We start from the raw sequence: 22,571 nt of genomic DNA, 5'->3' as shown, positions 1-22,571 counted from the left end.
TTGGTTGCATCAGGCATAAGAAAAACCCGCGCCAGCCGTGCCAGCGCGGGTTCCCCAAAATCAGATTTGCGTATGCTTGGGAAGCGCTGGCTTAGGCGACAGCGCTCTCAAAAGCATTCGGCGTGGTGTTCTTCAGATATTCGAGCGCGACCTTGGCCTTGGCGACCAGGGCTGCGAAAGCCTGCGGCTCGTGGATGGCCATGTCCGAAAGGATCTTGCGGTCGATCTCGATGCCGGCCTTGTTGAGGCCGTCGATGAAGCGGCCATAGGTCAGGCCATGCTCGTGCACCGCCGCGTTGATGCGCTGGATCCACAGCGCGCGGAACGAGCGCTTGCGGTTCTTGCGGTCGCGATAGGCATACTGCAGCGACTTCTCCACCGCCTGCTTGGCGATGCGGATGGTGTTCTTGCGGCGGCCGTAGAAGCCCTTGGCGGCTTTCAGAACCTTCTTGTGCTTGGCGTGGGCGGTGACGCCTCTCTTTACGCGTGCCATGTCATGATCTCCTTAAACTTATCCAGACCGAATGCTTTAGAGGCCGTTCGGCAGAAAATTCTTGATGACCTTCTTGCCGTCCGGTTCAGCCAGAACCATCGTGCCGCGGGCATCGCGAATGAACTTGTTGGAACGCTTGATCATGCCATGGCGCTTGCCGGCGGCAGCCGACAGCACCTTGCCGGTGGCAGTAATCTTGAACCGCTTCTTGGCGGCCGATTTGGTCTTCATCTTGGGCATTTTGCTTATCCTTTCATGGTGGCTCACGATCGAGCCGATATCGCTTCGGGCCGACCAAAGCCCGAAAAGCAAATGAAACCGCCACGGCATGCCCTGCCGGGCGGTTTTCTTTAGACGGCGGTCCTATAGATCAAAGACGGCTTGCGCGCAACACCTGCAAGGATGCGACGCGCTGTCCGTGATCAGGGTAGGCGGAAGAGCACCGGCAGCACACCTGATTGCTGCGCGCCGTCGATCAGTTCGAAGGCCGGCAGCGCCACCAGGAACACCAATCCGTCGAGCAACGTGTTCAACAGCAGGCGCGGCTTGAAGCTGCCGGTATCGCCTTCCTGGTAGAGCGAAAGGTTGGGAAAGAAGCGCGGCACCTTCGCCAGATAGGCTTTGTAGGGAGCGCCGAGCACTTCCTTGAGATAGCGCTCCTCGCGCAGGATGACGATGTGGAAGGCGCCGGCGCACAGGAGCGCGAAGAGGATGATGCCGGAGAACGAGCCGATCTGCGCGCCGACACCGGCGGCCGCCACGGTCGAAAACAGATAAAGCGGGTTGCGGGTGATCGAATAGGGCCCGCCGGTGACCACCTCGGAGGATTTGCGGCCACCGATATAGAGCGTGGACCACAAGCGCCCGACGACGCCGAGGAAGATCAGCAGCACGCCGAACATCTCGATCGACTCGTGCATCGGTGTGTCGGGAGGGAACGTCGACTGGCCGAACAAGAGTGCCGCAAACAGCACCACGATGAGCACGGCCAGCACGACGCGACGCATATATTGATAGCCGCCCAACCCCTCCATCTGGTTGTCGGGCGGGACCTTCGTTTCATCGACCATGGCCAATCCGATCGTCGCTTTCTTTGCCGGCGATCGGATAGAAAACGGGCGCCCCGCCGATCGTCGGGTCGCCGTGCGCGGCAATTCGGGCGGATTTTAGAGCCCGAAGCCGCGCCGGCCGGTCAATTCTCTTTCTCGAAACCGTGATCGGCGCGACGGATTGCATCGGTCGCGCCGGAATGGTTCCTGGATGAAAAGGAAGGCGCCCTGTCAGCGGGGCGCCAGCACCATCATCATCTGGCGGCCTTCGAGCTTCGGCTCGGCCTCGACCTTGGCGATCGGCGCCACTTCCTCGCGGACCTTGTTCAGGAGCTGCATGCCGAGCTCCATATGCGCCATCTCGCGGCCGCGGAAGCGCAGCGTCAGCTTGACCTTGTCGCCTTCCTCGAAGAAGCGCCGCACGGCCTTCATCTTGGTCTCGTAGTCATGGCTGTCGATGTTCGGGCGCATCTTGATCTCTTTGATCTCGATGACCTTCTGGTTCTTGCGCGCTTCGGCCGCCTTCTTCTGGTTGGCGTATTTCAGCTTGCCGAGATCGAGGATTTTTACGACGGGCGGCTGCGCGTTGGGCGATATCTCGACGAGATCGAGCCCAGCCTCTTCGGCGAGCAGCAATGCGTCGTTGATGGAAACTTCGCCACGGTTCTGGCCTTCGGCGTCGATGAGCTGGACCCGGGGAACCCGGATGTCTCGGTTGGAGCGCGGACCGTCCTTGGTGGGGGCCGCTGCTTTGAAAGGTCTGCGAATGGTCGTGGTCTCCTCGGCCGTTTCGTTCAGGGTTTCTTTGGATTCAAGTCCTTGGACGCGCCTATGTGGTGAGCGCGCGGCCGGAGTCAATAGCACAGCCTCACCAGGAAATCACCTCAAAGCTTGACCTGGAAGCCGCCATCGTCTGCACCAAGCAAAGAAACGTCGCGAGCACTTTTCCACGAACCGCCGGTCGTGCCAAAAGACCGCCCGGGAAGGATGATGTCATGAACGCCAGCGCACCAGTTTTCATCGACGTGGACGGGGCAGAGATCGCCGTCAGGCAGGTGCCGGGCTCGGCACCGGGCATCGTCTGGCTGGGCGGCTACAGGTCCGACATGCTGGGCACCAAGGCCGAGGCGCTGTCGGCCTGGACGGTCCGCGAAGGCCGCGCCTATCTGCGCCACGACTATTCCGGCCACGGCGAATCCGGCGGCGATTTCGCCGACGGCACGATCTCGAAATGGCTGGCCGAGAGCCTTGCAGTCTTCCGCCGCTTCAGCAAGGGCAAGCAGATCCTGGTCGGCTCCTCGATGGGGGCGTGGATAGCGTTGCGCATGGTTCAGGAACTGCGCAAGGCGGGCGAGGATCGCGTGGCCGGCCTCGTGCTGCTTGCGCCGGCGCCGGACTTCACGATCGAGCTGATCGAACCGGTGCTGACCAAGGCGCAGAAGCGCGATCTTTCGAAAAAGGGATTTTTCGCCGAACCGTCCGACTATTCGGACGAGCCCTATATCTACACGCGCGCGCTGATTGAGGACGGCCGGGCGAACCGGGTGATGGCCGGGCCGATCGACACCCACTGCCCGGTACACATCCTGCAGGGCCTGGCCGATCCCGACGTGCCGTCCGGCCATGCGCTGAAGCTCGCCGCGCTTTTGCCGGCCGACGACGTCACGCTGTCGCTGATTCCCGACGGCGATCATCGTCTGTCCCGCCCCGAGGATCTCGACATGCTGCTCCGCGCCGTCGGCGACATGGTCAAGCGGGTCGCTTGAACCATGCGCATTTCCATCCCCATATCCGCCTTCGTCGCGGCGATCGTCGGCTTTGGCGGCACTTTAGCCATCGTCATCGCCGCGGCCAAGGCGGTCGGCGCCACGCAGATCGAGACCGCAAGCGGCGTGACGGCGATCTGCCTGGCCATGGCGATCGAATGCCTGTGGCTGTCCTGGCGCACCAAGATGCCGGTCATCACCGCCTGGTCGACGCCGGGACTGGCGCTGATTGCCGCCTCCAGCGGCTTCACCATGGCGGAAGCCGTCGGTGCCTTCATCGTCACCGGCATCCTTCTGATTGCCACCGGCCTGTTCAAGCCGCTGACCCGGCTGATCGCGATGATTCCGGCCTCGGTGGCTTCCGGCATGCTCGCCGGCATCCTGGTCGGCTTCGCCGTCAATGCGGTGAAGGCCATCCCCGCCGATCCGTGGCTGATCTTGCCGCTGATCGCCGCCTTCTTCGTCATCCGGCTGTTCAATCCGGCATTGTCGGTGCTGGTGGTGTTGATCGGCGGCGGCCTCGCCGCCTTCCTCACCGGGCGCGTCGGCGGCCTGCCGGCGCCTGAACTGTCGACGCTGACACTGGTTGCGCCGCAGTTCACCGCCTCGGCGATCGTTGGGCTGGCCTTGCCGCTCTACCTCGTCACCATGGCCTCGCAAAACCTGTCCGGCCTCGCCGTCCTGAAAGCCGCCGGCTACCACCCGGAGCCCGGCCCGCTGATCGGCGTCACCGGCCTGTTTTCGCTGCTCTCGGCGCCGTTCGGCGCCTCGACCACCAATCTGGCGGCCATCTCGGCGGCGATCTGCACCGGCCCGGACGTCCATCCCGACCCCGCCGAGCGTTGGAAGACCGGGCCGTTCTATGCGCTCGCCTACCTGGTCTTCGCCATCTTCGGCGCCTCGCTGGTGGCGATCTTCGCCGTCCTGCCGCAGAGCCTGATCGTGCTGGTCGCCGGACTGGCGCTGATGGCGCCTTTGGCCAACGCGCTTTCGATCGCTCTCCATGACACGGGCGAGCGCATGCCGGCCACCGTCACCTTCGCGGTGACCGCCTCGGGCCTGACGCTGTTCGGTGTCGGCGCGGCGTTTTGGGGCCTGGTTGCCGGAATGGTGGTGCTTTTCCTCGAAAAACTCAAAAAGCGATAATCATTTCAGCCGCTTCGCCGGTTTTGGACGGACTTGCCTTGAATCGCCGATTTCGCCTTCCCATTTCGATTCCACGCAGCCGGTTTGGCTGTCTCCAACGGAAGGATTGGGAGAATGAACACAACCGCATTGATCCGTCCGGCCTGGACGCCGGCGACCATCGCGCTGATGGTGATCGGCTTCATGGTGTTCTGGCCGCTCGGCTTCGCCATGCTCGCCTACATCATCTGGGGCGACCGGCTCGATGGCTTCAAGCGTGACGTCAACCGCGCCACCGACGGCATCTTCGCCGGCTGCCGCCGCGGCTCCGACAAGGCCGCCCGCTGGGGCCACGGCTCGTCCCGCACCGGTAACGTCGCCTTCGACGACTGGCGCGAGAAGGAGCTCGAGCGCCTCGCCGAGGAGCGCCGCAAGCTCGACGAAATGCTGACCGAGTTCGACGAGTATGCCCGCGAACTGCGCCGCGCCAAGGACCAGGAAGAGTTCGACCGCTTCATGGCTCAGCGCAACAAGCCGACCGCGCCGACCGCCACGGGCGGCTCGACCGGAGCGACAGGGCCGAAGCGCGGCAAGGGCACGAACCTGCTCGACGACTGAGGCCGCGCGACAGGTTTCGGCGTGATAAAACGGCGTCGCGCGAGCGGCGCCGTTTCTTTTTTGTTCTCCATGTAACTTCACTCCACTGGCCGTTTTCCTCGAATCGCGTATCGTCCAGCCATGTCCCTCGGCTTCTTTCGCAATCTGACCAAGCCCAAGCCCGCGCCCGTCGTGGAGCGCGAGCATTGCGTCGCCGGCCGCACGCTGCCGCTCAAGATCGTCGAGAGCGCCAGGGCCAGGCGGCTGACGCTGCGCATCGATTCCGGCGGCCAGGGCCTGCGCATCACCGTGCCGCCCGGCCTGCGGCGCGGCGAGGTCGAGAAATTCCTCGACCGCCATCAGGACTGGCTGGAGCAGCGTCTGGCCAAGGTGCCGATGCGTCCGCAGGTGCGGCCGGGCATCAAGATCCCGATCCGGGGCGTGCCGCATCGCATCGTCCATGAGCCGGCAAAGCGCGGCACGGTCACCATCGCGCGTGATGATCGCGGCCCGCTGCTGATCGTCCATGGCGAGCGCATTCACCTGCCGCGCCGCATCGCCGATCACCTCAAGCGCGAGGCCAAGCGCGAGATCGAGAAGCTGGTGGTGAAACACACCGAGGCGATCGGCAAGCGCGCCAAGGCGATCCGTTACAAGGATACCTCCAGCCGCTGGGGGTCATGCACCTCGGAGGGCAATCTCTCCTTCTCGTGGCGCATCATGATGGCGCCGCCGCCGGTCATCAATTACCTGGTGGCGCATGAGGTGGCGCATCTGAAAGAGATGAACCACGGTCCGAAATTCTGGAAATTGTGCGAAAAGCTCTGCCCCGACACCGACCGCTGCAAGGACTGGCTGAAGCGCAACGGCGGGGCGCTGCAGGCGATCGTGTTCGAGTAGCTTAAACGGCTAGGTCGCGGTCCTTCACACCCCCCTCATCGGCTATCGCCACGGCTTTCGCCAATCTCAAGCGTTGCAGGAAGGGCTAAGCGCCGAAGCTGTTGATCTCCTCCCTTGCGGGGGAGATGGCCGGCAGGCCAGAGGGGGGTGCTGTCCCGCTGGCCTTCCACGATGTGCTGGGGTCGCGCCGGCGTTGACCGCTCAATCGTCATTCGCGGCGTTGAGTTCCTCCGGCCGCAGCCCTTCCTTCCCCGGATGCGGCCAGGGCAAAAAATTCTGGTCGAAGCCGTCGCTGCCGAAATATTCCAGCGCCCGGTGCGCTTCGGCGCCGTTGAAGTCGGAATTCTCCATCAGATGCGCGATCACCTCGCGCGCCTGTGCGATCTTCTGCCTGAGTTCGGCGACGGTTCGGTCGGCCATGGTTCCTGCTCCCGCCTGGATTGCCTTGAATTCAAGTTAGCGCTTTCTGATCATCCGGCAACAGCATGCTTTTTCTCGACTCTTCGGCCGTTTCGTGCCAATTCCGCGCCATGACGCTCGACATCAAGATCTGCGGATTGAAGACCGACGCTGCGATGGCTGCCGCGCTGGCCGGCGGCGCCAGCCATGTCGGCTTCATCTTCTTCACCAAGAGCCCGCGCTTTGTCGATCCGGCTGAAGCTGGCCGCCTGCGCCACGCGGCCGTCGGCAAGGCCAAGGCGGTCGCCGTCACCGTGGACGCTGACGACGCCTTCCTCGACGAGATCGTCGCCAAGATGCAGCCGGATATGCTGCAGCTGCACGGTTGCGAAACACCCGAGAGGGTGGCGGAGCTCAAGGCTCGCTACGGCCTGCCGGTGATAAAGGTGCTGTCGGTCAGCGACGCGGCGGATCTCGACCGGATAAAGCCCTATATCGGCATTGCCGACCGGTTCATGTTCGACGCCAAGCCGCCCAAGGGATCGCAATTGCCGGGCGGCAACGGCGTCGCTTTCGACTGGCGCCTCCTTGCCGGCCTTGACGCCGGGCTCGATTACATGCTTTCCGGGGGGCTCAACGCCGCCAATGTCGGCGATGCCCTGAGACTGGCCAATCCGCCCGCAATAGACATCTCGTCGGGCGTGGAAAGCGCTCCCGGCGTCAAGGATCCGGCGCTGATCGAGCAGTTTTTCCGGGCCGTCAGGGCCGCGCGCGACGAGCGCGCCGCCTGAGGAACCTAACCGAGCATGTCCCGGAAAATAGAATCCGGTTCCAATAGGGACATGCTCAAACATAAGATGCCAGGAGATCGGCGATGAACAAGCCGGCTATGCCCAATTCCTTCCGCACCGGGCCCGACGAGCAGGGCATGTTCGGCATTTTCGGCGGGCGCTTCGTCGCCGAGACGCTGATGCCGCTGATCCTCGATCTCGAAGGGCAATGGAACAAGGCCAAGAACGATCCGGAGTTCAAGGCCGAGCTGCAGAATCTGTCGACGCACTATGCCGGGCGGCCGTCGAAGCTCTATTTCGCCGAGGGCCTGACCAAGCATCTCGGCGGCGCCAAGGTCTATTTCAAGCGCGAGGACCTGAACCATACCGGCTCGCACAAGATCAACAATTGCCTCGGCCAGATCCTGCTCGCCAAGCGCATGGGCAAGCGGCGCATCATTGCCGAGACCGGTGCCGGCCAGCACGGCGTCGCCTCGGCAACCGTCGCGGCGCGCTTCGGCTACCCTTGCGTCGTCTACATGGGCGCCACCGACGTTGCCCGCCAGAGCCCCAACGTCTTCCGCATGAAGCTGCTCGGCGCCGAGGTGCGGCCGGTCACCGCCGGCCACGGCACGCTGAAGGACGCCATGAACGAAGCCCTTCGTGACTGGGTCACCAATGTCGAGGACACCTATTACCTGATCGGCACCGCCGCCGGCCCGCATCCCTATCCGGAGCTGGTGCGCGACTTCCAGTCGGTGATCGGCACGGAAGCGCGTGCCCAGGTGCTGGAGCAGGAAGGCCGGCTGCCGGATGTCATCATCGCCGCCGTCGGTGGCGGCTCGAACGCCATCGGCCTCTTCCATCCCTTCCTCGATGACAGTGAGGTTCGCATCATCGGCGTCGAGGCCGGCGGCCGCGGCCTCGACGGCGTCGAGCACTGCGCCTCGATGAGCGCCGGCTCTCCCGGTGTGCTGCACGGCAACCGCACCTATCTCTTGCAGAACTCGGACGGCCAGATCCTCGACGGCCATTCGATCTCGGCCGGCCTCGATTATCCGGGCGTCGGGCCCGAGCATTCCTGGCTGCGCGATTCGGGCCGCGTCCAATATGTGCCGATCCTCGATGACGAGGCGCTGGAAGCCTTCCAGCTCACGACCCGCGTCGAAGGCATCATCCCGGCCCTGGAATCGGCGCACGCCATCGCCCACGCCATGAAGATCGTGCCGGACATGGACAAGGACCAGATCGTCATCGTCAACCTGTCCGGCCGCGGCGACAAGGACGTGCATACGGTGGCCAAGATGCTGGGTATGGAGATCTGACGATGACGACCCGCATCGACCGCCGCATGGCGAAGCTCAAGTCCGAGGGCCGTCCGGCTTTGGTCACCTACATCATGGGCGGCGACCCGGACTACGGCACCTCCTTGGCCATCATGAAGGCGCTGCCGGGCGCCGGCGCCGACGTCATCGAGCTCGGCATGCCGTTCTCCGATCCGATGGCCGACGGTCCGGCCATCCAGGCGGCGGGCCTCAGGGCGCTGAAAGGCGGCCAGACGCTGGTCAAGACGCTGAAGATGGCGGCCGAATTCCGCGCCGGCGACAACGAGACGCCGATCGTGCTGATGGGCTACTACAACCCGATCTACATCTACGGCGTCGATCGCTTCCTAGCCGATGCCAAGGCCAGCGGCATCGACGGACTGATCGTCGTCGACCTGCCGCCGGAAATGGACGAGGAGCTCTGCATCCCGGCGCTGAAGGCCGGCGTCAACTTCATCAGGCTGGCGACGCCGACCACCGACGACAAGCGCCTGCCCAAGGTTTTGGAAAACACCTCCGGCTTCGTCTATTACGTATCGATGACCGGCATCACCGGCTCGGCCCTTGCCGACACCGCCAAGGTCGCGGCGGCGGTCAAGCGCATCAAGGGTCATACCGCGCTGCCGGTCTGCGTCGGCTTCGGCGTCAAGACCGCCGAGCAGGCCCGGGTGATCGGCGCCTCGGCCGACGGCGTCGTCGTCGGCACCGCGATCGTCAACGCGGTCGCCAATGTGCTCGGACCCAAGGGCGAGAAGACCGCCGATCCGGCCGAGGCCGTCGCGACCTTGGTCAGCGGCCTTGCCCAGGGCGTCCGTTCGGCCCGCCTTGCTGCCGCCGAATAGTCTTCTTAAGTCTATCTTCCAGGACAGGAGCCGAAGCCATGAACTGGATCACCAACTACGTCCGTCCGAAGATCAATTCGATGCTCGGCCGGCGCACCGATATGCCGGAAAACCTCTGGATCAAGGATCCCGAGACCGGCGAGATGATCTTCCACAAGGACCTCGAATCCAACCAGTTCGTCATCCCGGCTTCCGGCCACCACATGAAGATTTCGGCCAAGGAACGGCTGAAATATTTCTTCGACGACGGCAAATACGAGACGCTGGAAAATCCCAAGGTCGTCCAGGACCCGCTGAAGTTCCGCGACGAGAAGCGCTACACCGACCGCCTGAAGGAGGCGAAGGCCAAGACCAGCCTGGAAGACGCTATCCTCAATGCCGCGGGCACCATCGACGGGCTGCCGGTCATCGTCACCGTGCAGGATTTCGCTTTCATGGGCGGCTCGCTCGGCATGGCCGCCGGCGAAGCCATTGTCCACGCCTTCGAGGTCGCCCTGCAGCGCAGGCGGCCGCTGATCCTGTTCGCCGCCTCGGGCGGCGCCCGTATGCAGGAAGGCATTCTCTCGCTGATGCAATTGCCGCGCACCACGGTCGGCGTCGACCGCCTGAAGGAAGCCGGCCTGCCCTACATCGTCGTGCTCACCAATCCGACGACGGGCGGCGTCACCGCGTCCTACGCCATGCTCGGCGACGTCCACATTGCCGAACCCGGCGCGTTGATCGGCTTCGCCGGCCCGCGCGTCATCGAACAGACCATCCGCGAGAAGCTGCCCGACGGCTTCCAGCGCGCCGAATATCTGATGGAGCACGGCATGGTCGACATGGTGGTCTCGCGTCTTGAGATGCGCTCAACGATCGCGCGGCTCCTGAAGATGCTGCTCAAGGTTCCAGCGGCTGAGAAGCCGATCGAGCCGGAGATCCTGCCGCCGGCCCTGACACAACCGGAAGCGCGGCCGCAGGTCTGACGCGACATCGTCCGCCGCGAACCGCGATTGCGGCTCGCCTCGAGCGAGCCTAGGATTCCGCCATGACAACGCTCGCCGCCGATCGCGCAATCGAACATCTGATGACGCTCCATCCGAAAGGCTTCGACCTTTCGCTGGACCGCATCACCCGCCTGCTCGACCGCCTCGGCAACCCACAGGAGCGGCTGCCGCCGGTCATCCATGTTGCCGGCACCAACGGCAAGGGCTCCTGTGCCGCCTTTGCGCGGGCGCTGCTCGAAGCGGCGGGGCACCTCGTCCACGTGCACACCTCGCCGCATCTGGTGAACTGGCACGAGCGATACCGGCTGGCCGCCGAGGGCGGCGGCAAGCTTGTCGATGACAAGATCTTCGCCGAGGCCATCGCGCGCGTCGCCGAGGCCAACCAGGGCCAGAAGATCACCGTCTTCGAGATCCTGACCGCCGTCACCTTCATTCTGTTTGCCGAGCATCCGGCCGAAGCCGCGATCATCGAGGTCGGCCTCGGCGGCCGCTTCGACGCCACCAACGTCATCGCGCGGCCGGCGGTATCCGTGATCATGCCGGTGTCGCTGGACCACGAAGCCTATCTCGGCGACCGGGTCGAGGTGATCGCCGCCGAGAAGGCCGGCATCATGAAACGCGGCTGCCCGGTGGTGATCGGCGCGCAGGAAAGCGAGACGGCGCTCGAAGTTATGATCGAGACCGCCGAGCGGCTGGATTGTCCGACCGCCGTCTACGGCCAGGATTTCCTCGCCTTCGAGGAGAACGGCCGCATGGTCTATCAGGACGAGGACGGCCTGATGGACCTGCCGCTGCCACGCCTGCCGGGACGGCACCAGTTCGCCAATGCCGCCGCGGCGATCGCCGCGGTCAAGGCCGCCGGCTTCGAGATCGGTCACCGCGCCGCCGAGCGGGCGATGGCCAATGTCGCCTGGCCGGCCCGAATGCAGAAGCTGACGCAAGGCAAGCTGGTCGATCTGGCGCCAAAGGGCGCCGAGATCTGGCTCGACGGCGGCCACAATCCGGGTGCCGGAGTGGTCATCGCCGAAGCGCTCGCCGAGCAGGAGGAAAAGAACCCGCGGCCGCTGATCCTCATCTCCGGCATGATCAACACCAAGGACCAGACCGGTTATTTCAGCGCCTTCAAGGGGCTGGCCCGGCATGTCTACACTGTGCCGGTGAGCAAGAGCGACTCTGGGGTGCCAAATGACGAACTGGCGTTGCGCGCCACCGAAGCCGGCCTGTCGGCCGAGCCGGTCAGCTCCGTCGCCAATGCGCTGATGCTGTTGCGCGACAGCTGGGACGGTCCTGCGCCGCGCATACTTATCGGCGGCTCGCTCTATTTCGCCGGCGCTGTATTGGACGAGAACGGCACGCCGCCGACCTGAGCGAAGGTTGCCGAGCCGTAAGGAGCCTGCCATGATCAAGGTAAAGCAGCTCGCCCATGTCTGCATTTTCGCGCATGAGCTGGAGGTGACGCGCAGCTTCTACCGCGACGTCCTCGGAATGGACACGCGGTTCAATTTCCTCCGCGACGGCAAGGTCTTCGGTTTCTACCTCGATTGCGGCGGCCGCAGCCATGTCGAGGTGTTCGAGAAGAGCGAGGCGAGCTACAGCGAGCGCAATCAGATCAACCACTTCTGCCTCGAGGTGGAAGACATCGATGCCGCGATCGCCCACATCCGGTCGAAAGGCGTCGAGGTGACGCCGAAAAAGCTCGCCTGCGACGACACTTTTCAGGCCTGGATCACAGATCCCAACGGCGTGAGGATCGAGCTGTTCGAATATACCGGCAAAAGCGCGCAATTTGCCGGCGGCGACCGCGTCGCCGACTGGTGATCATGCATGTCGCCCAAAATGCGCAGCGGTTTGGGAAACGATATCCAAGCAGCGCTTTCGTGGATCAGTCTGAAATGCCGTTCAGAAATCCCACGGTGAGACCAAGTCGAGGCCGACAGAACCGAAGTCGTTCAGATTGCGTGTCGCCAGCCGACTACCGTTCGCGCGTGCGATGGCTGCAATCATGCCGTCGGGGGCCGACATGCCCCGGCCTTGCCGCCAGGCGCTCCCCATGATCTCGCCATAGGCCAGGGCTGCCTCCTCGGTCAGTCCGAAAATGCGGTCGGCAAAGCGGTGACGCCATTGAGAGAGCCCCTGGTCAAGGCGATCGGCACGCTCGTCGGGTCGTATCTTCTGAATGCCAAAGGCGATTTCAGCAATCGCCACTGTGGGAAGAGCCAGTTCGGCATCGTTCCGGACGAGCCAAGCCATGACGGCCGCGTCCGGCACCTTCTTGAGGGTCTCCGAAATCACATTGGTGTCGACGAAAATCAAAGCTCGGGTCCGGTATGAACTCGGCGGCCTTCGCGGATGATTTTCTCCAGATCAAGGTCTGCGCCATAGTTTGCCGCCAGGCGGGCATAGAAGGTGGATGCGGGTTCGCGCCCCGCTTCACGGATCTCATAGGATTCAAGCGCGCGTTCGACGATATCGGCTATGGAGCGATTTTCGCGACGCGCAAGTCGATGAGCAAGGTCCCGTGCCTTTGCACTTCGGACTGAGAGCTGCGGTTCGGCCATCTGAAAACTCCGCTTGAGGGAGATATAAGCCGACAGGCTCCTGCCATCAAGATGGCAGCTGGTGGCTCGCCATCTTAATTCATTTCAGCTCGATCTCGATGAAGGCGTATTCCCCGTCGTTGGCGTTGATGACGTCGTGCTCGACGCCTTCCCTGCGGAAATAGGGCGCGCCTTGCTTCATCTCGGCGAAGGATTCGCCGTCCTTGGTCACCAGCTTTACCTTGCCGTCCATCAAGGGCACCACGACATAGTCGTGGCCGTGGCGGTGCCAGCCGGTGTTGGCGCCGGGCGCGAAGCGGTATTCGGTGACGATCACCCGCTCATTGTCGACGAAGACGGTGGCCTTGGCTGTTCCGGTCATGGCGCTCTCCTTTTTCTGAAGCAGAGGGCATGACGTGCCCGCGTGCGAGGGCCAGATCGCCGCCAGCGATGGCGCCAAAGAAAAGCCCGGCGCGATGGCCGGGCTCATTCGTCGAATCTTTGGATTGGCTCAGGCGAGGCTGCCGTTGATCCAGTGCGACAGCGCGGTCTTCGGCGCGGCACCCACCTTCATGTCGGCCACTTCGCCGCCCTTGAAGATCATCAGCGTCGGGATCGAGCGCACGCCGTACTGCGCGGCCAACTCGGGATTCTCGTCGATGTTGAGCTTGGCGACCTTGATCTTCGAGCCGAGTTCCTTGGCGATGTCTTCCAGCGCCGGTGCGATCATCTTGCAAGGACCACACCATTCCGCCCAGAAATCCACCACGACCGGCTCCTTGGCGTTGAGCACATCGGTCTGGAAATTGCCCTTGTCGACCTTGACGGTAGCCATGCTGAAATCCTTTCGAAAACTCGGGTTGCACCAAATGTGGTGGTTGTGGCGGTGATGTTCAAGCAGTTCTTGTGTCACGCTCCCGTGAGTCGGGCAAGGGCATCGTCCATGGCCCGTGCCGGCAACTCGATCAGCCGCGGCGCTTCGGTGAAGAGCAGTGCGGCCGTCACCTCGCGGCCCGGATAGAGCGGCTTAAGCAGCGCGCGGTAGAGCGCAAGCTGCAGCAGATAGGCTGGCGGCACTTCGGCCAGGCTGGCCGGCGCCGGCCGGTTGGTCTTGTAGTCGACGATCGACACCTTTTCTTGGGCGACGGCCAGCCGGTCGATCTTGCCGGAGATGGAGCGCAGCTTGCCCTTCACCTCCAGGCTGCCCATGACGGCGACCTCGGCGCGCGAGGATGGTGAGAACAGCGCCCCGAAGCGGCTGTCGGACAGGATCGAGAGCACCGCGTCCAGCGCCTTGTCGCGCTCGCCTGCCGGCCAATCGGCGCCGGCGCGCGCCAGATAGCGCTCGGCGGCGTCTCGCCTTTCATCCTCGCCGATGCCGGGCAGCATCTGCAGCAATTTGTGCAGGGCCAGTCCGCGCATCACCGCAAAGCCGGGCTCGGATTGAGCGTCGAGCACCGGCGAGCGCGTGTCGGGCAGAGCTTCAGTCGTCTCGTCGATCAGCGCCGAAGCGCCGGAAGGCGACAATGGCCGCGGCAATTCCTCATGAGGCGGCAGCGGACGGAACAGGCCGTCCGGCAAAGGCGCGGCGTGCTCGAAAGGTGCTGCCTCATCCGTTCCGGTGAGAGTCACCGGCGGCAGATTGGTCATGTGGAAGCGATGCACCGCCACCTCGGCCGTCGCAGGATGCCGGCGCTCCGCGCTTTCCGGAGCTCCGAGCAGCGCCCGGCTGACAATCGACTGCCAGGTTCCGGTGCTCGGCGCCCGCTTGCCGTGATAGCCGCAGACGATCAGCCGGTCCTCGGCGCGCGTCATGCCGACATAGAGCAGCCGCCGGTATTCGTCGTCGGCCAGCTCGCGCGCCCGCGCCGAGGCCGCCCGCGAAACGCCATTGGCGACGTCGCTGGCCGAGCGCCAGAGATAGCCCTTGCCCTTCCACTCGACGCCCGAGCTTTCGAAGGCCATCAGTCGCGGCAGATGTTGATCGCTGAACGGCGCCGAGCCGCCATCGACCAGGAAGACCACCGGCGCTTCCAGGCCTTTCGCGGCATGCACGGTCATGACACGCACCTCGTCGCGCGTCTGGTCCATCTCGCGCTTGATCTCGGGACCATTGTTTTCGAGCGTCGAGAGGAAGGATTCCAGCCCCGGCAGGCCGGTGCGCTCCTCGGCCAGGCAGAAGCTCAGGAATTCGTCGAGGATGTCGCCGGCTTCCGGCCCGAGCCGCGCCGTCATCTTGCGCCGCAGACCGTCGCGCGCCAGCGTGGCGGCGTAGAATTCGAAGACCGGCTTGAAGGCCACCTCGTTCGCCCAGGCATCGAGCCGGCTGACGACAGCGGCCAAGGCCTCGTCGCCCGCCGCATGCTGCCTCAACGAGCCGATCAGCGACTGGCCCTTTGGCCGCTCGCCGGCGAGCGCCAGCAGGGTCTCCTCGGAAATCTCGAAGATCGGGCTGCGCAGCACGGCGGCCAAAGACAGGTCGTCTTCCGGCTGGATCAAGAAATGGCCGAGCGCGATCAGATCCTGCACGGCGATATGGCCGGGCAGGCTGAGCCGATCGGCGCCGGCGACCGGGATCTGCCGGTTTTTCAGGCTTCGCGACAGCGCATGCACGAAGCGGTCGCGCTTGCGTACCAGGACGAGGATGTCGCCGGCCGTCAGCTTCCGGCCCTTGCCCTCGATGATTTCGCCGTTGCGCAGCCAGGTCTGGATGGTCGTGGCCACATGCTCGGCCACGCGCACGGCCGGCGCGCTGGCGTGGTTGACCGGCAAGGTCCAGTCGTCCGGCTCCTCGACCATCTCGGCGCCGATCGAGGGCCACAGCTCGACATAGCCCGGCGCGTCGGTGCGGATCGCCTTGTGGCTGAGCGGATCCGGATCGTGGCTGATGCCGCGTCGTACGCCCGGCTCGGCAAAGACGCGGTCGACGGCGGCCAGCACGTCGTCGCTCGAGCGGAACGACCAGGTGAGTTTCAAGTCGGCGAAGGAGGCTTCGGCGTCGCGCACGCGCCCGGCAAACAAAAGCCGGCTTTCGGCAAAGGAATCGGGTGCAGCACCTTGGAAGGAGTAGATCGACTGCTTCTCGTCGCCGACGGCAAACACCGTGCGCCGCACCGCCTCGCGCTGGCCGAGCCCGGCAAAGAACTCCTCCGTCAGTTTCTTCACCACTTCCCACTGGTCGGGGCTGGTGTCCTGCGCCTCGTCGAGCAGGATGTGATCGATGCCTTGGTCGAGCTTGTACTGCACCCAGGGGCCGGCATCGGGCCGAGACAAGAGACTGACCGTGCGGGTGATCAGATCGTTGAAGTCGAGGAAGCCGCGGCTACGCTTCAACTGCTCATAGCGCGCGATCAGCCAGCCGGCGACGGTGAGCGCCGCCGCTGTCCCTTCGAGCATGCGGAAGAGCGCCAGCCGGTCCGACACGTCGAGGATTGCCTTGGCCGCCGCAAGGTAGCGCTCGGGCAGTTCGGGCAGCCGGTCGACCAGCGCTTTCTTGAAGATCTTCGGCGGATCGTAAGGATCGCCGTCGGAGCGCAGGAATGCCTTGGCGAGCAGTCGCAGCCGCCGGATCGGATCGGCCTCGGCAAAGGCGCTCTGCGCGTAAGGCAGCACGTTGTTCAGCACCTGCCGCGCGTCGGCGGCTTCCGCGGCGCGCACGAACTCGGCGAACTGGCCTGGCGTGAAGCCCGGCAGCGGCCACACCGAACCGGCGATGTCCTCGCCAGTCTGCCCCGGCCTGAAGCCGAATTCGACAAAGAGCGGCCGGAAATCCCGGTCCTTGCCGATCTTGGCGATGAAGCCGCGCAACTCGTCGCGCTTGCCGACGATCTCGGCGAGCAGCGTGTCGAGCCCGAATTCGCCGCCGCGCTCCAGCACCATGGCAAAGGCTTCCGCCAGGCCTTCGACGCCGGCGCCGGCCCCTGAGATCATGTCGCGGCGCGCATCCGCGAACAGCGAGGCCTCCATCTGCGGATCGAGCATCTCGAAATGCGCGGGGATGTTGGCCTCGAGCGGGAACTGATGCAGCACCGATTCGCAGAAGGCGTGGATGGTCTGGATCTTCAACCCGCCCGGCGTCTCAAGCGCCTCGGCGAACAATCGGCGCGCGCGCCGCATGGTGTCGCGGTCGGCGCCGCGCCCGTCGAGCGCGGCGATCCTCACCGCGAGTTCGGGGTCGGGCAGCGCCGTCCATTCCGACAGGGTCGAGAACACGCGGTTCGACATGTTGGCGGCGGCGGCGCGTGTGTAGGTCAGGCACAGGATCTTCGACGGATCGGTGCCGTTGAGCAGAAGCCGGATGACACGCTGCGCCAGGACATGCGTCTTGCCCGATCCGGCATTGGCCGAGACCCAGGCCGAATTTTGCGGGTCGGAGGCGCGCGCCTGGCTGGCGGCGGTATCGGAGGGGATCGGATATCTCATCCTTCCGCCTCGTCCTCGCTTGCGCCGCCGGCCGACCATTCGAGCACGCGGGCAAGATGATCATAGTCGCCATCGGCCTCGCCTTCGCGGAAGGGCAGCGCGCGCGACAGATAGCCGGTCGTCGGGTCGGCGTAATGGAAGAGCAGCCGCTCCAGCCGCGCCCAGGCCTCCTCGGCAAGCTCGTTGGCGGTTTTCGGCTTGCGGTTGTATTCGAGGATCGATTCCTCGAAAACCTCGCCATTCGGCTTCAGCCGCACGAAGGCAAGCTGGGAGGGCTCGCAAATGCCGAGCTCCTTGAAGGCGCCGCGTCTGAGCAGCGCGCCTTCGAGCGCAAGCTGCGGCGACAGAAGCGTGTGCGCCTGTGCCTTCGAGGGCGAGGAGCCCGTCTTGTAGTCGAGGATGTCGGCCATGCCGCCGGCGAGCAGGTCGACCCTGTCGGCATAGCCGGAGAGCGTGACGCCGGTGCGACCGACGATGGTCTTCTCGGCATGTTCCTCGGCATGGCGCCTGGCGACGGCGTCGGCGCGGGTATGCTCCCATTCGATGATGTTTTCGGCGAGCTTTTCGAAGCGCGGCCACCACACCGCCTCGATGTCGGGCGGCAGCGCCGCGTCAGCAAAACAAACTCGCCCGGCCTCGATGAGGCCTGCCAGCGCGTCCGGCGCCCTTGGGTCTTCGACCCGCCGCGAGAACAGATGCAGGATGGCGTGGAACAGGGTGCCGCGCTCGGCGGCACCCGGATCGCGGATCACCGCGTCGAGCGGCATCAGGCCGAGGATCCGCCGGGCATAGATCGCATAAGGGTCGCGGCGCAGCGTCTCGATCTCGGTGACCGAGAAATGCTGTGGTCTGAGGTGCAGCGGCGGCTTCGGCTGCGGGCGGGCCGCGAACTCTTGTCTTTCGCCGGCGTCGAGCGCGCGCGCCCAGGCGAGCAGCGCATCGCCGCGCCGGCTAAGTGTCGTCGCCTGGTCCTTGCCGATGAAGGTGAGGATGCGCTGCAGCCAGCGCGACGGCACCGCCGGCGCGTCGCCGGACCGTGCCGAGCGCGTCAGCACTACCGTTTCAGTGCCCATCGCCATCTGGAAGTCATGCGCGGCAAGGCCGATGCGCCGCTCCGGCGGCTCGAGGTCGATGCCGGTTTTCATCAGCCGCGACATGAAGCGGTCGCTCTCCGGTTTGCGCGGCCACACACCTTCATTGAGCCCGCCGATGACGAGCGTGTCGACGCTCTGCAGCCGGGCCTCCAGCGCGCCCCAGATGGCGATGCTTCGGTCGGTGCCTTGCCCCGGCTTGACCGTCTCCGGCGCGATCAGCGCCTCCATCACGTCAGGCCACTCGTTGGCCGCGAAAGTGAAGGGCGATGACGCGGCGACCAGCCCGCGCAGCGCCTCGGCGAGCTTCTCGCCGGCGTCGCCGGCATAGAGCTCGGTCACGCTGCCGTCGGCCGCGCGGCCAAGATCTTCCAGGGCCATGACGCTTGCCCGCGTCAGCGTCGCGATGTCCGCGTGCTCCTCGCCGCGCATCGCCACGAGCAAGGAGAGCGCATCGCTAAGGCGGCTAAGCACATCCCGTGCCTGCTCGATGCCACGCACGGTGAGACGGGGGAACCAGAATGGTTGGCGCCTGTCGCCGCTAAGGTCCACGAGCCGCGTCTCGAAAAGCTCGCCGAGGGAAGCGATATCCGGCCGGCCGGTGCCGCCGCGCAAGGCCACCAGTTCGATCAGTTCGGCCGCCTTGCGCACGGTCTGGCGTTCGAGGCCGAGACCAAGCAGCGGATGCTTGAGCAGCGACAGCAGGCCCACCGGATCGCCTGGCCGGAACGCGGCGCTCAGCGCGAGCCTGAGCAGGCTGGCTGCCGGCGTGTTGGCCAGCGGCGTGCCGCCGGAATCGTCGGCGACGACGCCGAAGCGCAGAAGTTCGGCCGAGACACGCCGCGCCAGGGCGCGGTCGCCGGTGACGAGCGCCGCGCGCTTACCCGGCACGTCCACGGCCCGCTTCAGCGCAATGGCGATCGCCGCCGCCTCGTCGCGCTCATTGGCCGCTTCCACCAGCGTCACGCCGGCCAATGCTTGTTCGACATCAAACGCCGAGAATCGCGGGCGCGTCTCGGTCCAGCGCTCCGTGGTTTCGGCCGGCCGCAGCGCCTCGCCGACAAGGGCCGCGCGCAGCGCGAGCGGCCTCGCCACCGCGCCGATCCCTTCGACGTCGCGGCGCTGGACCTCGATGCTGCCGATCAGCTTGGCCAGGCCGTATTGCGGATGGCCGAGCGTGGCCGGCCGCGCGCCGGTCGCCGTTATCGCAGCGAAGGACGCGTCGTCCAGCTCGCCGTCGAGCCCGGGCAGCACCACGGCGCCATTGGGCAGGCCGGCGATCACGGCAAGCAATTCGGCGGTGGCGGGAATGGAACCGGTCGAGCCGGCGGCGATCACCGGCCCGGCCGGCGGTTTGCGCTTCAGCCGCGCCGCTTCGAGCCGGATCAGCGCGCTGCGGTGCGCGGCCGAATTGGAGCGGTTGCGTTCCTCAAGCAGCTTGGGCCAGTTGTCGGTGACGATGCCGAGGAAATCGAGCGTCACTTGCCACCAGCCGGCGAGGTTGCCGGTGACCAGCGTCGCAAGCTTGGCCCAATCCGTCCCCTCGGTCTCGATCTCGTCCATCAGTCGCGCGAGGTCGCGCGCCAGCCAGATGGCGTCGGCGGCAGAGGTCGGGACGACGAATTCCTCGTTGAAACGGGCCCTGACATGCGCCGGCAGGCTCTCCTTCCAGGCGCGCACCAAAGGTGCCAGCAACAGCAATCGCTCCTGCGCGGCGATGGGCGGCGCAAGGTCTATCGCCGGCGCCGCCTCGGCATCGAAAGCCGCTTGGTCCTCGTCGAACTCGCCGAGCGGCCGCACCGTCGGCAGGATGGCCGAACGACGCCCGCCTTCCAATTGGGAAAGCACCTCGACGAAGACGCCGCGCAACGCTCGCGCGGCGCGCCGCGTCGGCACATAGATAGTCGCGTCGGCCAGTGCCAGCGGGTCGCCGTCGAAGCGGAAACCGGGGATCAGGCGGCCATCGAGCAACGCCTCCGCCAGCGTCGGCAGGAACGGCGCTCCGGGCGGGATGGAGAAGACGCGGCGCGAGCCGCTCATACCGCTTTCGCTAGGGCGCCGGTAACCGCCGCTTCGGCCGCTGGAATGGCATCCGGCGTGCCGACGGTGATCCAGCGGCCTTGCATCGCCATCCCGAACAGGCGGCCGTCGGCGATCGCCTTGTCGAAATAGACGTTGAGCGAGTGCGAGCCCGTCGGCGCGTCCTTGAAGATGCGCGGATGAATGATTGCGGCGCCGGCATAGATCAGGCCGGCCGGATCGCCCTTCGAACGCCGGAGCGTGCCATCCGGCGCCACCAGGAAGTCGGTGCCGACACAGTGTCCTGTCGCTGAGTCGAGATCGGTGAGCATCAGCAGAATATCCATTCTGGCGGCGTCCCATGCAAGGGCAAGGCGATCGAGGCTGGGCTCGCCGCTGTCGATCCAGAAGGTGTCGGCATTGATGATATAGAAGGGCTCGCTGCCCAAGAGCGGCAGCGCCTTGACGATGCCGCCCGCCGATTCCAGCAAGGCTTCGCGCTCGTCGGAAATGACGATCTTCGGCACCCGGCGGCCGGCGACATGGGCGATGATCTGCTCAGGCAGATAGTGGACATTGACGATGGCCCTGGTCACGCCGGCAGCTTCCAGGCTGTCCAGCCCCCAGTCGAGCAAAGTCTTGCCGGCGATCTTCACCAGCGGCTTCGGCATCGTGTCGGTGATCGGCCGCATGCGCTTGCCGAGGCCCGCGGCAAGCACCATCGCCGTCTTCGGCTTCATGGCGAGCGTTCCTCCAGTAGGCCGTGGGCCACGTAAAACTCCTTCAACTGGCCAAGCGCCGGGTGCGCCAGCGCCCGCCTCAGATAATCGCGGATGCGCGGCAGATGTTTGAGATAGTAAGGCTTGCCGTCGCGCTTTTCGAGCCGCACGAAGATGCCGAGGATCTTCGAATTGCGCTGCGCCGCCATGATCGCATAGGCCTCCGCGAAGCCTGCTTCGTCGAATGGACCTGCCGCGCGCCGCGCCGCGGCATAGGCCGCGACCGTCCGCCGCTCGATTGCCGGTGAGACCGTGACGCGCGCGTCCATGGCCAAAGAGGCGACATCATAGGCGGCTGGCCCGATCAGCGCGTCCTGGATGTCGACGATGCCCAGCCGATCGAGGCCCGAACGCTCTTCACGCCAGATGATGTTGGGCGAATGAAAATCGCGCAGCATCAGCGTGTGTTCCTTGCCCGCAAGCCGGTCGAGCAGCGCGCTCCATTCCTTGTGGTAGCCGGCCCGCAATTGATCGCTTGCCGGTTTGCCGGTGACCATCGGCACATACCAGTCGACCAGAAGGTCGGCCTCGATCAGCATCGCCTCACGGTCGAAAGGCGGCACGTCGTGGAACACGCCCGGTGCGGCCTCCATGCGGCCCGGCCACACCTTGCCATGCATTATGGCGAGCAGTTCCGCTGCTGCTTCGTAGCGTTCGGCGATCGGCTGGCCGTCGCTGCCCAGGAAACCTTCCGAGCCGAGATGTTCGAGCAGCAGGAAGCCTTGGTCGAGGTCCTGGGCATGGATCACCGGCACGCTGATGCCGGCGGCGAGCAGTGCCCGGTCGATGGCGACGAAGGCGGTGACCGATTGCGCGGTGTGGGCGATCACCGCATAGGGCTTGCCGTCGCGCACCGGTGGACCGAGCACGAGGCGCGGCGAGTTCATAAGCACGCGCGGCGTCTGGCCCGGAAGCGAGACGCTCTCGTAGGAACGGGCGGACGCATCGCCGACGAAATGACGACGGCTCGCCTCGCCCCATCCGGCCGAGGTCAGAAAGTCGCGCATGGCGAGCGAGCGCGCCACGCGCTCGAAGCTGGGTCCCTGCCCGGAGATCCTTGCCGACCGGCCGGCGCCTTGTTCGGCAAGCTCGACCTCGAGCGCCTTCGCCGGCAGCTGGTCTCCGGCCCGCTCCGGCCATTCGATCAGCGCTGCGCCTTGCGAAAGCGCGTCGTCGAGGCCGAGTTCGTCGAGCTCGTCCGGCGAGGAGAGGCGATAGAGGTCGAAATGATGGACCGGTATCCGCGTCTCGTAGCTTTGCACCAACGTGAAGGTCGGGCTCGGCACTTCGAGGCTGGCATCATCGGCAAGCGCCCTGATCAGGGCTCGCGCCAGCGTCGACTTGCCGGCGCCGAGATCACCTTTGAGCGCGATCGCGTCGCCTGCCCGCAGCGCCATGGCAAGGTCTTCGCCAAGCCTTGCCGTCGCCGCCTCGTCGGCGAGAAAACGTTCCAATATCGTCTTTGCCAAAG

The 22,571-nt window shown here is 65.3% G+C and carries 23 protein-coding genes; 10 read left to right on the top strand and 13 right to left on the bottom strand.

Annotation, left to right across the window (positions count from 1 at the left end; translation table 11 throughout):
- Nucleotides 1-91: 91 nt before the first annotated feature.
- The 4 genes from rplT to infC all read right to left on the bottom strand — a co-directional run bounded on the left by rplT (nt 92) and on the right by infC (nt 2,310).
- Entirely contained in the window at nt 92-493 is a 402-nt protein-coding gene (gene rplT, locus P9236_RS26335) for a 50S ribosomal protein L20 (protein ID WP_071100686.1), read from the bottom strand.
- 36 nt (nt 494-529) lie between these two features.
- Nucleotides 530-733 carry a 50S ribosomal protein L35 gene (rpmI, locus tag P9236_RS26330; RefSeq protein ID WP_027166935.1) on the bottom strand — a complete coding sequence of 68 codons (204 nt, stop codon included), beginning with the start codon at nt 731-733 and terminating at the stop codon, nt 530-532.
- A 182-nt stretch (nt 734-915) separates the two neighbouring features.
- Nucleotides 916-1,563 (bottom strand): isoprenylcysteine carboxylmethyltransferase family protein, encoded by a 648-nt coding sequence (locus P9236_RS26325; protein WP_278077555.1) that lies wholly within the window; start codon nt 1,561-1,563, stop codon nt 916-918.
- A gap of 210 nt (nt 1,564-1,773) precedes the next feature.
- Nucleotides 1,774-2,310, bottom strand: a complete 537-nt coding sequence (infC, locus tag P9236_RS26320) for a translation initiation factor IF-3 (protein WP_126057137.1) — start codon at nt 2,308-2,310, stop codon at nt 1,774-1,776.
- A 227-nt stretch (nt 2,311-2,537) separates the two neighbouring features.
- On the opposite strand from infC, the gene P9236_RS26315 reads away from it, so the two are divergent.
- From P9236_RS26315 to P9236_RS26300, 4 genes are all read left to right on the top strand, one after another.
- Entirely contained in the window at nt 2,538-3,308 is a 771-nt protein-coding gene (locus P9236_RS26315) for an alpha/beta hydrolase (RefSeq protein ID WP_278077554.1), read from the top strand.
- Between the two features lie 3 nt (nt 3,309-3,311).
- Nucleotides 3,312-4,454: a benzoate/H(+) symporter BenE family transporter gene (locus tag P9236_RS26310; RefSeq protein WP_278077553.1), complete on the top strand. Its 1,143-nt coding sequence runs from the start codon at nt 3,312-3,314 to the stop codon at nt 4,452-4,454.
- Nucleotides 4,455-4,568: 114 nt separating this feature from the next.
- Nucleotides 4,569-5,051, top strand: a complete 483-nt coding sequence (locus P9236_RS26305; RefSeq protein ID WP_278077552.1) for a DUF2852 domain-containing protein — start codon at nt 4,569-4,571, stop codon at nt 5,049-5,051.
- Nucleotides 5,052-5,171: 120 nt separating this feature from the next.
- A complete protein-coding gene (locus P9236_RS26300; protein WP_278077551.1) occupies nt 5,172-5,930 on the top strand; it encodes a M48 family metallopeptidase in 759 nt (252 codons plus the stop codon).
- Nucleotides 5,931-6,131: 201 nt separating this feature from the next.
- Here P9236_RS26300 and P9236_RS26295 read toward each other — a convergent pair whose 3' ends face one another.
- Nucleotides 6,132-6,350, bottom strand: a complete 219-nt coding sequence (locus P9236_RS26295; protein WP_278077550.1) for a hypothetical protein — start codon at nt 6,348-6,350, stop codon at nt 6,132-6,134.
- 110 nt (nt 6,351-6,460) lie between these two features.
- Here P9236_RS26295 and P9236_RS26290 point away from each other — a divergent pair, with 110 nt between their 5' ends.
- The 6 genes from P9236_RS26290 (at nt 6,461) to P9236_RS26265 (ending at nt 12,070) form a co-directional block, all read left to right on the top strand.
- Nucleotides 6,461-7,120 carry a phosphoribosylanthranilate isomerase gene (locus P9236_RS26290; RefSeq protein ID WP_278077595.1) on the top strand — a complete coding sequence of 220 codons (660 nt, stop codon included), beginning with the start codon at nt 6,461-6,463 and terminating at the stop codon, nt 7,118-7,120.
- Between the two features lie 83 nt (nt 7,121-7,203).
- Nucleotides 7,204-8,424 carry a tryptophan synthase subunit beta gene (trpB, locus tag P9236_RS26285; protein WP_278077549.1) on the top strand — a complete coding sequence of 407 codons (1,221 nt, stop codon included), beginning with the start codon at nt 7,204-7,206 and terminating at the stop codon, nt 8,422-8,424.
- Nucleotides 8,425-8,426: 2 nt separating this feature from the next.
- Entirely contained in the window at nt 8,427-9,266 is an 840-nt protein-coding gene (gene trpA / locus P9236_RS26280) for a tryptophan synthase subunit alpha (protein ID WP_278077548.1), read from the top strand.
- 38 nt (nt 9,267-9,304) lie between these two features.
- Entirely contained in the window at nt 9,305-10,231 is a 927-nt protein-coding gene (gene accD / locus P9236_RS26275) for an acetyl-CoA carboxylase, carboxyltransferase subunit beta (RefSeq protein WP_278077547.1), read from the top strand.
- A gap of 62 nt (nt 10,232-10,293) precedes the next feature.
- Complete coding sequence (locus P9236_RS26270; protein WP_278077546.1) at nt 10,294-11,619, top strand: folylpolyglutamate synthase/dihydrofolate synthase family protein; 1,326 nt, start codon at nt 10,294-10,296, stop codon at nt 11,617-11,619.
- A gap of 31 nt (nt 11,620-11,650) precedes the next feature.
- The gene (locus P9236_RS26265; protein WP_278077545.1) at nt 11,651-12,070 is read left to right on the top strand and encodes a VOC family protein; all 420 of its coding nucleotides are present in this window, start codon (nt 11,651-11,653) and stop codon (nt 12,068-12,070) included.
- Between the two features lie 81 nt (nt 12,071-12,151).
- Here the strand turns inward: P9236_RS26265 and P9236_RS26260 are convergent, their stop codons facing one another.
- The 8 genes from P9236_RS26260 to tsaE all read right to left on the bottom strand — a co-directional run bounded on the left by P9236_RS26260 (nt 12,152) and on the right by tsaE (nt 22,569).
- Nucleotides 12,152-12,565, bottom strand: coding sequence for a type II toxin-antitoxin system VapC family toxin (locus P9236_RS26260; RefSeq protein WP_278077544.1), 414 nt, complete (start codon nt 12,563-12,565; stop codon nt 12,152-12,154).
- A complete protein-coding gene (locus P9236_RS26255) occupies nt 12,562-12,810 on the bottom strand; it encodes a type II toxin-antitoxin system VapB family antitoxin (RefSeq protein ID WP_278077543.1) in 249 nt (82 codons plus the stop codon). Before P9236_RS26255 ends, P9236_RS26260 begins: the two co-directional genes overlap by 4 nt.
- A 79-nt stretch (nt 12,811-12,889) precedes the next feature.
- Nucleotides 12,890-13,171, bottom strand: coding sequence for a cupin domain-containing protein (locus P9236_RS26250; protein WP_095810622.1), 282 nt, complete (start codon nt 13,169-13,171; stop codon nt 12,890-12,892).
- A gap of 129 nt (nt 13,172-13,300) precedes the next feature.
- Nucleotides 13,301-13,624 (bottom strand): thioredoxin, encoded by a 324-nt coding sequence (gene trxA, locus P9236_RS26245; protein ID WP_278077542.1) that lies wholly within the window; start codon nt 13,622-13,624, stop codon nt 13,301-13,303.
- 74 nt (nt 13,625-13,698) lie between these two features.
- Nucleotides 13,699-17,211 carry a double-strand break repair helicase AddA gene (gene addA / locus P9236_RS26240; protein WP_278077541.1) on the bottom strand — a complete coding sequence of 1,171 codons (3,513 nt, stop codon included), beginning with the start codon at nt 17,209-17,211 and terminating at the stop codon, nt 13,699-13,701.
- A complete protein-coding gene (gene addB, locus P9236_RS26235) occupies nt 17,208-20,342 on the bottom strand; it encodes a double-strand break repair protein AddB (protein WP_278077540.1) in 3,135 nt (1,044 codons plus the stop codon). Before addB ends, addA begins: the two co-directional genes overlap by 4 nt.
- Nucleotides 20,339-21,061: a nucleotidyltransferase family protein gene (locus P9236_RS26230; protein ID WP_278077539.1), complete on the bottom strand. Its 723-nt coding sequence runs from the start codon at nt 21,059-21,061 to the stop codon at nt 20,339-20,341. Before P9236_RS26230 ends, addB begins: the two co-directional genes overlap by 4 nt.
- A complete protein-coding gene (gene tsaE / locus P9236_RS26225) occupies nt 21,058-22,569 on the bottom strand; it encodes a tRNA (adenosine(37)-N6)-threonylcarbamoyltransferase complex ATPase subunit type 1 TsaE (protein WP_278077538.1) in 1,512 nt (503 codons plus the stop codon). Before tsaE ends, P9236_RS26230 begins: the two co-directional genes overlap by 4 nt.
- Nucleotides 22,570-22,571: the final 2 nt, after the last annotated feature.

Source organism: Mesorhizobium sp. WSM4884, assembly GCF_029625675.1.
Classification (GTDB): domain Bacteria; phylum Pseudomonadota; class Alphaproteobacteria; order Rhizobiales; family Rhizobiaceae; genus Mesorhizobium.
The sequence above is the reverse complement of the archived record's forward strand: the minus strand, read 5'-3'. Positions and strand labels throughout refer to the sequence as shown.